This window comes from Xanthomonas sp. SHU 166, assembly GCF_000364685.1.
Lineage (GTDB): Bacteria > Pseudomonadota > Gammaproteobacteria > Xanthomonadales > Xanthomonadaceae > Xanthomonas_A > Xanthomonas_A sontii.
This window is the reverse complement of sequence record NZ_AQOJ01000405.1, coordinates 1-9,503: the sequence shown is the minus strand read 5'-3', so window position 1 is coordinate 9,503 and position 9,503 is coordinate 1. Positions and strand designations below refer to the sequence as shown.

Below are 9,503 nucleotides of genomic sequence, written 5' to 3'. Positions count from 1 at the left end.
GCTGGAGCGGCAGCCTGCCGACCGAACAGCACGTGGTGCTGGCGCACCTGTACTTCCACGCCGACGCGGACGGCGGCCATTACCTGATGCTGATCCAGGGCATCGAAGGCCAGCAGGACTACGAACAGGAACTGCAGCAACGCCACGCCGAGCTGCGCCAGGCCTACCTGCGCCTCAACGGCGCCCAGGAAAAACTGCTGCAGTCGGAGAAGATGGCCTCGATCGGCCAACTCGCCGCCGGCGTCGCCCATGAGATCAACAACCCGATCGGCTACGTCCATTCCAATCTGGGCAGCCTGCAGGAATACCTGCGCAGCCTGTTCACCCTGATCGAGGCCTACGAGCGCGCCCTGCGCGCGCCGGATCCGAAGGCGCTGATCCCGGAGATCGACGACATCCGCAACCGCTTCGACATCGATTTCATCAGCCGCGACCTGCCGCAACTGATGGCCGAATCGCGCGAAGGCATCGAGCGGGTCACCCGCATCGTCCGCGACCTGAAGGACTTCTCCTATTCCGGCCGCGAGGAGTCGTGGAAGCTGGTGGACCTGCACTCGGGCCTGGAATCGACGATCAACATCATCTGGAACGAGCTCAAGTACAAGGTCACCCTGGAGCGCCACTACGGCAACCTGCCGCTGGTGGAGTGCCTGCCGTCCGAGCTCAACCAGGTGTACATGAACCTGCTGCTCAACGCCGGCCAGGCGATCGGCGAGCGCGGCACCATCGTGGTCAGCACCGGCCAGGACGGCGAGGAGGTGTGGATCGAGTTCAAGGACTCCGGCGCCGGCATTCCGGCGGACCTGCTGCAGCGCATCTTCGACCCGTTCTTCACCACCAAGCCGGTCGGCAGCGGCACCGGCCTGGGCCTGTCGATCTCCTACGGCATCGTCAACAAGCACCACGGCCGCATCGATGTCAGCAGCGTCGTCGGCGAGGGCTCGACGTTCCGGATCGTGATTCCGGTTAGGCAGCCGAAGTAGCTGGGAATGGGGAATCGGGAATGGGGAATCGGAAAAGCGGGAGCACTGACGCTGTTCGCTTTCCTTGTACCCGATGTCGCCTCAGTGACCTGACCTGAAAAATGAAAAGCCGCAATGCGGCTTTTCCCATTCCCGATTCCCCGTTCCCGATTCCCGGCCCCTCAGGACCCCGAATCCCGTCGCTGTTCAAGGCTCGACGGTCCGGATCGTGATTCCTGTTAGGCAGCCCTAATAGCTGGGAATGGGGAATCGGGAATGGGGAATCGGAACAGCGGGAACACTGCCGCTGCCGCTTTCCGCACCCGATGTCGTTTCAATGAACTGACCTGAAAAACGAAAAGCCGCAATGCGGCTTTTCCCATTCCCGATTCCCCGTTCCCGATTCCCAGCCCCTCAGGGCCCCGCATCCCGCCGCTGTTCGTCGTGCGTGCGGAAGGCCTGGCGGATGTGTTCGCGCAGTTCGTCGTCGTTCCACGGCTTGGTCAGGAAGCGGTAGATCGCGCCGCGGTTGATCGCGTCGGTGACGGTGGCCAGGTCGGTGTAGCCGGACAGGACCAGGCGGATGGTGTCGGGGTAGAGCATCTTCACCCGGCCCAGGAACTCGGTGCCGCTCATGTCGGACATGCGCTGGTCGGACAGGATCACCTGCACGTCGTTGGTGGCGAGCAGGTCGAAGGCGTCGCGGACGTTGCCGGCAGCGAGGATGCGGTAGCCGTCGCGGCGGAACAGGCGCACCAGCGAGCGCAGCACGTTCTCCTCGTCGTCGAGCAGCAGCAGGGTGCGGTCCGGGCGGGTCTCGGTGAACGATTCCGGGCGCAGGTAGCGCCGGCGCAGGGCCATGCCCGCCGCTTCGGCGGACATCGGTTCGCCGAACAGGTAGCCCTGGAAGATGTCGCAGTCGTTGCGGCGCAGGAAGCCGAGCTGCGCCTGCGATTCCACGCCGTTGGCGATCACCACCATGCCCAGTTGGTGGCCCATGGCGATGATCGCGCGGGCGATCGCCGCCTCGCGGTTGCCGGCCGGCGCGCTCTTGATGAAGCTGCGGTCGATCTTCAGCTTGTCCACCGGGTAGCGCACCAGTGCGCTGAGGCTGGAATCGCCGGTGCCGAAGTTGTCCAGGCTCAGGCTGATGCCTTCGCGGCAGAGATTAGCCAGGGTCTCGTGGACGAAGTTGACGTTGTTGGTCAACGCGCTCTCGTTGATCTCCAGCACCACCATCTGCGGCGGTACCCCGGCCGCCTGCAGCGCCGACATCACCTCGTTGAAGAAGGTCGGGCGCAGCAGCTGCAGGGTGGAGACGTTGACCGCGATGGTGAAGTCGTCGAAGCCCTGGTCGCGCCACAGCCGCGCCTGGCGCAGCGCGCCTTCCATCACCCAGGTGCCGATCTGCACGATCACGCCCAGGCGCTCGGCGGTGCGCATGAAGCGCTCCGGCACCAGGATGCCGAGAGTCGGCGACTGCCAGCGCAGCAGCGATTCCATGCCGACCACGCGGCCGTCGCGGGCGCTGACCATCGGCTGGTAGCGCAGGCGCAGCTCGCCGTTGGGAATGGCGTCGACGATCTGCCGCGAGATGATGCTCTCGCTGTGCGCGCTGGGCGGGCCGTCGGCGGCGTACAGGCGCACCAGGTTGCCGCCTTCGCGCGCGGCCTGGTAGACCGCGTCCTCGGCGAAGTCGAGCAGGGTCGACAGCCGCGTGGAATGCTCCGGGCACAGGCTCACGCCGATCTTGCCGGTCATGAACAGGGTGTACGGCAGCACCGACAGCGGCAGTTCGATCTGCTGCCGGATCTCCTCGGCGAAGGCTTCCGGCGGCGGCACGTCGGCGGTGCGCGGTACCGCCATCACCAGTTCGTCGCTGCCGTGGCGCCACAGCAGGCCGCGGCCGCGCAGGTGCGCCTGCAGCCGGTGCGCGAGCAGCGCCAGCGCCTGGTCGCCGACCTCCGGGCTCATGTTCTCGTTGATCGAGGCGAAGTGGTCGATGTCGATGTGCAGCAGCATCACCCCCGGCCCACCGGCGAGCGCCTCGGCGATCATGCCGGTCAGGGCGGGATGACCCGCACCCAGGCGCGACGGCAGTTCGTCGTCCACGGGTACGGCGCTGGCGGGATTCCACATCGGCTCAGGTTCCAGGCGGGGGCGACGGTGGTGCCGCGGTGGTGTAGGGCAGGCACAGCGTCACCCGGGTGCCGGCGCCGGGCGCGGTGTCGATCTGCAGGGTACCGCCGGCGCTCTGCGCGCGCTCGCGCATCACGATCAGGCCCAGGCCGCGCGGCCCGGCCGGATCGAAACCGTCGCCATCGTCGACCACTTCCAGGCGCAGGCGCTGGCGTTCCTCGTCGCCGAGGGTCATCCGCACCTCGCCGGCGCTGGCATGGCGCAGCACGTTGGTCAGGCTCTCCTGGGCGATGCGGAAGCAGGCCTGTTCGACCTCGCCGCTGGGGCGCTCGGGCAGGGTGGCGATGTCCAGGTGCAGGCGCACCGGCGACGCGCGGAACAGCATGCCGGCCTGCCAGCGCAGCGCCGCTTCCAGGCCCAGCGCGTCCAGCTGCGGCGGCCGCAGCAGTGTGGAGAGGTTGCGCAGCTTGGTGATGCTGCTGTCGGCCAGGCTCACGATCTCGCTGAGATCCTCGCGGCGGCGCTCGGCGTCGGTCTCGTCCAGCGCCGCGTGCGCCGACAGCTTCATCGCGGTGATCGCCTGGCCGATGTCGTCGTGCAGGTCGCGCGAGATCGCCCGGCGCTCGTCTTCCTGCAACGAGAACAGGCGCCGCGCCATCGCCTGCAGTTCGCGGTTGCTCTGCGCCAGCGCGTCGCGCATGCGTTCCGGTTCGCTGAGGTCGCGCACGATCAGCAGCTTGCAGTCGCGGCCGCTGTAGCGGACGTTGCCGAACGACAGCCCGGCATGGAACAGCGAGCCGTCGCGGCGGCACATGCGTGCGGTGGCGCCGCGTTCGCCCTTGGCCCCGGCCGCGCCCATCCGTTGCCGTACCAGCGCCAGGTCGGCGCTGTCGACCAGGCCCTGCAGCGGCTCGCCGAGCAGGTTCTCGCCCTCGAAGCCGAACTGCCCGGCGCAGGCGGCGTTGGCGTACAGCACGTGTTCCTGGTGCAGGATCGCCACGCCGTCCGGCAGCACCCGCACCAGTTCGCGGAACTGCTCCTCGCGCTCGTGCAGCAGGCGCCGCGAGCGCTCGTGCTCGGTCACGTCCTGCAGGGTGCCGTGCACGCAGGCGCCGCCTGCGTCGTCGCTGGACGATTCGGCGCGCAGATGCAGCATGCGCGCCTGGCCGTCGGCGGCCAGCACCGGCAGCAGCATGTCCAGTTGCAGCGGCGCGCTGCCGCACAGGTCCTCGATCACCCGCTGGATGCGCGCCTGCGAGGCCACGTCGGGCGGGACCAGCAGCTCTTCCAGGCGGTGCTGGCGCGGCTGGTCCGGCACGCGCCGGCCGAGCATCCGGTAGACCTGCTCGGAGTAACTGCCCAGGCCGCTGGCCCGGTCCAGTTGCCAGGAGCCCAGCCGCGCGATCGACTGCGCCTCCTGCAGATGCTGCAGGGCCTGGTCGCGGCGGCGCTGCGCGTCGTACTCGGCGCTGCGGTCGCTGATCACCACCAGCCGCGCCTGCCGGCCGTGGTAGTCCAGGCTGGTACTGCGCGCCTCGGCCATGCACTGGCTACCGTCGCGCAGGCGCAGCGGCTCGGCCACCACGCAGGTCTTGGACGGGGTCTGCCGGATCGTCTCGATCACCTCGGCCAGGCGGGCGCTGGCGCTGGGCGGCCACAGTCGCGCCAATTCCAGTCCGACGAACTCGTCGTGCGACCAGCCGAAGAAGGCGACCGCGGTGGGGTTCACGTCGAGGATGCGCAGGCTTTCCAGGTCGTAGACCAGCATCGGGCTGGGATTGGCGTGGAACATCTGCCGGTAGCCGGCCTCCGACAACGCCAGCCGGGTGTGCGCCTGCACCGCGGCCCGCACCAGCGGGCGCAGCAGGTAGTACAGGGCGATCGCGGTCAGGGTCAGGAACAGGGCGTCGTTGACCAGCTGCAGGACGATCAACGTGCGGGGATCGTCTACGAAATGCGCCAAAACCAGGTCGCTGCCGATCGACAGCGCCAGTCCCAGCAGCACGTACAGCAGCACCACTCTCCAGATGCCGCGGTCCAGGCGCTGCGCCAGGCGCATGCCGGAGGTCGCCTGATGGGGCAGGGAGCTGTCGCGTTGTGGTTGCATGCCCCGGCAGCCTGCTGCGGTGGTCCGTGTCCGGCGGACATCTTAGCCGCTGACGGCCGCCGCGGCCCATGGTCGGGCGGTGCGGGCGCTCAATTAATGCCGCCGGGTGCCGTTATCACCTTCGACCGCTGGCCTTCAGGGCGGCGAAACGGAGCATCTCGGCGTGGATCAAGGCGTCATCGCAAGCTTGCTGCAGCACCCGCTCACCTCGGCGCTCGTCCTGTTGGACGCCGACGGCAGGCCGCTGGCGGCGAACCGGGCAGCGCAGGCACTGGAGCTGCCGCGCACCGTGGAGGCGTACGCCGAGTTGTTGCGTGCGGCCCGCGAGCGCCTGTTCGGCGGCGAGACCATGCTGGCCTGCGCCTTGCCCGGCACCGCCGGGCGACGCCTGGACGGCTGGCTGCGCGCGGTGCGCGACGACAGCGGCGGCCTGCTGGCCTACACCCTCAGCGTGCCCGAACCGGTCGGCAGCGATGGCGCCACCCGCTGGGAGATCGCCCTGGACAGCGCCGAGCACGGGCTGTGGGACTGGGACATCCCCAGCGACACCATCTTCCGCTCCGAGCGCTGGAAGCGGATGCTCGGCTACGCCGGCGATGCTCCGGCCGACGGCCTGAACGCGTTGCTGCCGCTGGTCCACGGCGACGACCAGGAGCGCCTGCGCCAGGCGATCCGCGCGCATTTCGAGGGCCGCACCGAAACCTATATGTGCGAGTTCCGCCTGCGCCGGCAGGACGGGCAGTGGCACTGGATCCTGGACCGCGGCCGCATCGTCGCACGCACCGCCGACGGCAGCCCGCTGCGCATGATCGGCACGCACACCGACATCCACGAGCAGAAGCTGCTCGAGCAGCGCCTGCGCGACCAGCAGACCCTGCTGCGCGAGGCGCAGCGCATGACCCGCATGGGCAGCTGGTCCTGGGATCCGCTGCGCGACCGGGTGTGGTGCTCGCGCGAATTCCTGCGCGTCACGGGGCTGGACGAACAGCAGGCGCCGAGCAGCCGCGGCTGGCTGCGCCTGCTCAGCCGCGATTCGATGGCGCAGCTGATCTCGGTCTGGCGGCGCATGGCCCGCGAGGCCAAGCCGGCCAACTTCGAGGTCGAGCTGGTGTGTGGCAGCGAGTCGCCGCTGCACCTGCGGGTGTGGGCGCAGCCGCAGGTGGAGGCCGACGGCCGCATCCAGCGCGTGCTCGGCCAGGTGCAGAACATCACCGAGCAGCGCCAGACCGACGCCCTGATCCGCTGGCGCACCGAACTGCTCAACCGCGTCTCGGCGCTGGGCAAGATAGGCGGCTGCGAGATCGAGGTCGGCACCCGGCGCATGCAGTGGACCGAGGAGTGCTACCGCATCCATGGCCTGCGCAAGGAGGCCATCGATCTGGATCACGCGCTGGCCTTGTACACCCAGGACTCGCGCGATGCGTTCGAGTCGGCGCTGGTGCGCATCACCGAGGGCGGCCTGCCGGAGCAACTGGACCTGTGCTTCCACCGCCCGTCCGGGCAGCGCATCTGGGTGCAGGTGCTGATCGAGCTGGACGAACGCGACGGCCTGCCGCCGCGCTTCGTGGTGCTGTTCCGCGACATCACCCGCGAACGCGAGGCCAGCGAGCGCATCGAGCTGCTGGCCCATTACGACCTGCTGACAGGCCTGCCGAACCGGCAGCTGCTGCGCGAGCAGGCCGAGAAGGCGATGCACGAGGCGGTGGAGCGTGGCACCACGCTGGCGATGCTGTTCGTCGACCTGGACGGCTTCAAGAGCATCAACGATTCCTTCGGCCACGCCACCGGCGACGCGCTGCTGAAGCTGGCGGCCACCCGCATGCATCAGCAGCTGCGCACCAGCGACCTGTTCGGCCGTTTCAGCGGCGACGAGTTCCTGGTGGTGCTGCGCGATTTGGCCGAGCCCGGTGACGCCGGGCACGTGGCGCGCAAGCTGATCGCGGCGCTGGCCGAACCGCTGCACAGCGGCGAGAACGTGATCAAGATCGGCGCCAGCATCGGCATCGCGTTGATGGAGGAGGGGCGCCAGGACTTCGACGGCCTGCTGCGCGCCGCCGACGCGGCGATGTATGCGGCCAAGGAATCGGGACGCAACACCTGCCATTACTACAGCCAGGACGTGCTGTTGCGCGCGCAACGGCGCCTGGAGATCGAGCATGCGCTGCATGGCGCGCTGGATCGCGAGGAGTTCTCGCTGGTGTACCAGCCGCTGGTGCACGCGGCGGGCGAGCGCGCGCCGGCGGTGGAAGCGCTGCTGCGCTGGCACCGCCCCGGCCACGGCCATTGCAACCCGGCCGAGTTCATTCCGATCGCCGAGGAATGCGGCGAGATCGTGCGCCTGGGCGACTGGGTGATCGGCGAGGCCTGCCGCCAAGCCGCGGCCTGGGATGCGGCGGGGCTGAGCTTCGACCGGGTCTCGGTGAACGTCTCGGCGATGCAGTTGCGCGACCGCGGCTTTGCCGAGCGGGTGATCGAGCTGTGCCAGCGCAACGGCTGGTCGCCGAAGCGGCTGGAACTGGAACTGACCGAGTCGGCGCTGATCCGCGACAGCGAATCGCTGCGCCGTTGCTTCGAACTGTTCGAGCAGGAAGGCGTGCTGCTGGCGGTCGACGACTTCGGCACCGGCTTCTCCAACCTGCATTACCTCAATCGCTTCCCGGTGCAGCGCCTGAAGATCGACCGCAGCTTCGTGCAGGACATGCTGCACGACAGCGGCACCGCCAAGGTCACCCAGGCGATCGTGCAGCTCGGCCACGCGCTGGGCATGCAGGTGGTGGCCGAGGGCGTGGAAACGGTGCAGGAAGAGGCCTTGCTGCGCGAGCAGGGCTGCGACGAGATCCAGGGCTATCTGCACTCGCGGCCGTTGCCGCCACGCGAGCTGGCCGCCTGGTTGCGCGCGCGCCAGCAGGTGGCGCCAGCCACACACCCGCGGCTGGTGCTGGCTGCGCAGTGAATGTGCGGCGCCGCGTGCGCCGCACGGGCTTGCGGCGACGCAGCAGCTGGCTATACTGCGCGCGCCCATCGTTTTCCGGCCAGAGGCCACCTTCCTTGGACAGTCATCCTAGACCGACGCTGCAGCGACAGAGCTGACAGGACCGCCACGGTCTGGGTCGTCCCAGATGGGTCCCGTCCGCTCAGGACGGGATCGTTCGCCAGCCCCGCGCGGTGCTGGCCTTGATTCCGAAAGTGCGCAAGCCCGATCCGCGAGGACTCCGAGCGTAGCCCCTGGCGTTGCCCATCGTCGGAGCCGCCCATGCGCCTGCCATCGCCATCCTCCCTGAGCCGTCCGTCGCTGCGCGGTTGCGTCGTGTGGCGACGGCGTGCGTGCACCGCATTGTCTGGGGACACCCGCGCGGCCGGCAGCGGCTGACGCACGGCGTACATCTTCCCCGGTCACACTGGGCGGTCCGCTTCGCAACCCGCGCCAGCGTCCTTTTTCCTGCGGCGTTCGCTGCCGCTCCTGCCGGATCTTCCCATGCTGCCATTCGCCCGCGACCGCTCCGCGCCCGGACAGCTCGCCGCACGCCCCGGCGTACTGCCCAACCTGCACGATCTTGCGGTGTTCGCGCTGCTGCTGGGCCTGGGTGCGTTGCTGCTGCATGGCGCATCCGACATGCGCGCGCCGCTGCCGCCGGCCGGCACCGCCGCGGTGTCGCTGGAACTGTGGCAGCTCCCCGAATACGGCCTGCGCACCACCTTGCGCATGTTCGCGGCGATGGCCGCCTCGCTGGTGTTCACCTTCGTGGTGGCGACCCTGGCCGCCAAGAGCCGGCGCGCCGAGCGGGTGATCGTGCCGGCGCTGGACATCCTGCAGTCGGTGCCGGTGCTGGGCTTCCTCACCTTCACCGTGACCTTCTTCCTGGGCCTGTTCCCAGGCCGGCAGATCGGCGCCGAACTGGCTTCGATCTTCGCCATCTTCACCAGCCAGGCCTGGAACATGGCGTTCTCGTTCTACCAGTCGCTGCGCAACGTGCCGCGCGACCTGGACGAAGTGTCGCGCGGTTTCGGGCTCAGCGCCTGGCAGCGTTTCTGGCGGCTGGAGGCGCCGTACGCCACGCCCTCGCTGATCTGGAACATGATGATGTCCATGTCCGGCGGCTGGTTCTTCGTGGTCGCTTCCGAGGCGATCAGCGTCGGCGACCACACCCTGGAATTGCCCGGCATCGGCTCGTACCTGGCGCTGGCGATCGCGCAGCGCAACTTCGCCGCGGTCGGCTGGGCGGTGGTGGCGATGGCGGTGCTGATCGCGCTGTACGACCAGTTGCTGTTCCGCCCGATCGTGGCCTGGTCGGACA

The 9,503-nt window shown here is 69.0% G+C and carries 5 protein-coding genes; 3 read left to right on the top strand and 2 right to left on the bottom strand.

Going from position 1 to position 9,503, the window contains the following annotated elements; all coding sequences use genetic code 11:
- Nucleotides 1–983, top strand: a 983-nt coding sequence (locus D180_RS11235) for an ATP-binding protein (protein ID WP_017912872.1), incomplete at its 5' end; no start/stop codon positions are given.
- Between the two features lie 393 nt (nt 984–1,376).
- Here the strand turns inward: D180_RS11235 and D180_RS11230 are convergent.
- Together D180_RS11230 and D180_RS11225 are read right to left on the bottom strand one after the other, a co-directional pair.
- Entirely contained in the window at nt 1,377–3,101 is a 1,725-nt protein-coding gene (locus D180_RS11230; RefSeq protein WP_010341742.1) for an EAL domain-containing protein, read from the bottom strand.
- 4 nt (nt 3,102–3,105) lie between these two features.
- Entirely contained in the window at nt 3,106–5,208 is a 2,103-nt protein-coding gene (locus D180_RS11225; protein WP_225851616.1) for a PAS domain S-box protein, read from the bottom strand.
- A 163-nt stretch (nt 5,209–5,371) separates the two neighbouring features.
- Between D180_RS11225 and D180_RS11220 the strand changes: the two genes are divergently transcribed.
- A complete protein-coding gene (locus tag D180_RS11220; protein WP_043090834.1) occupies nt 5,372–8,161 on the top strand; it encodes a bifunctional diguanylate cyclase/phosphodiesterase in 2,790 nt (929 codons plus the stop codon).
- Between the two features lie 522 nt (nt 8,162–8,683).
- Nucleotides 8,684–9,503: ABC transporter permease subunit (locus tag D180_RS11215; protein WP_017912869.1), on the top strand; the 820-nt coding region annotated here is incomplete at its 3' end.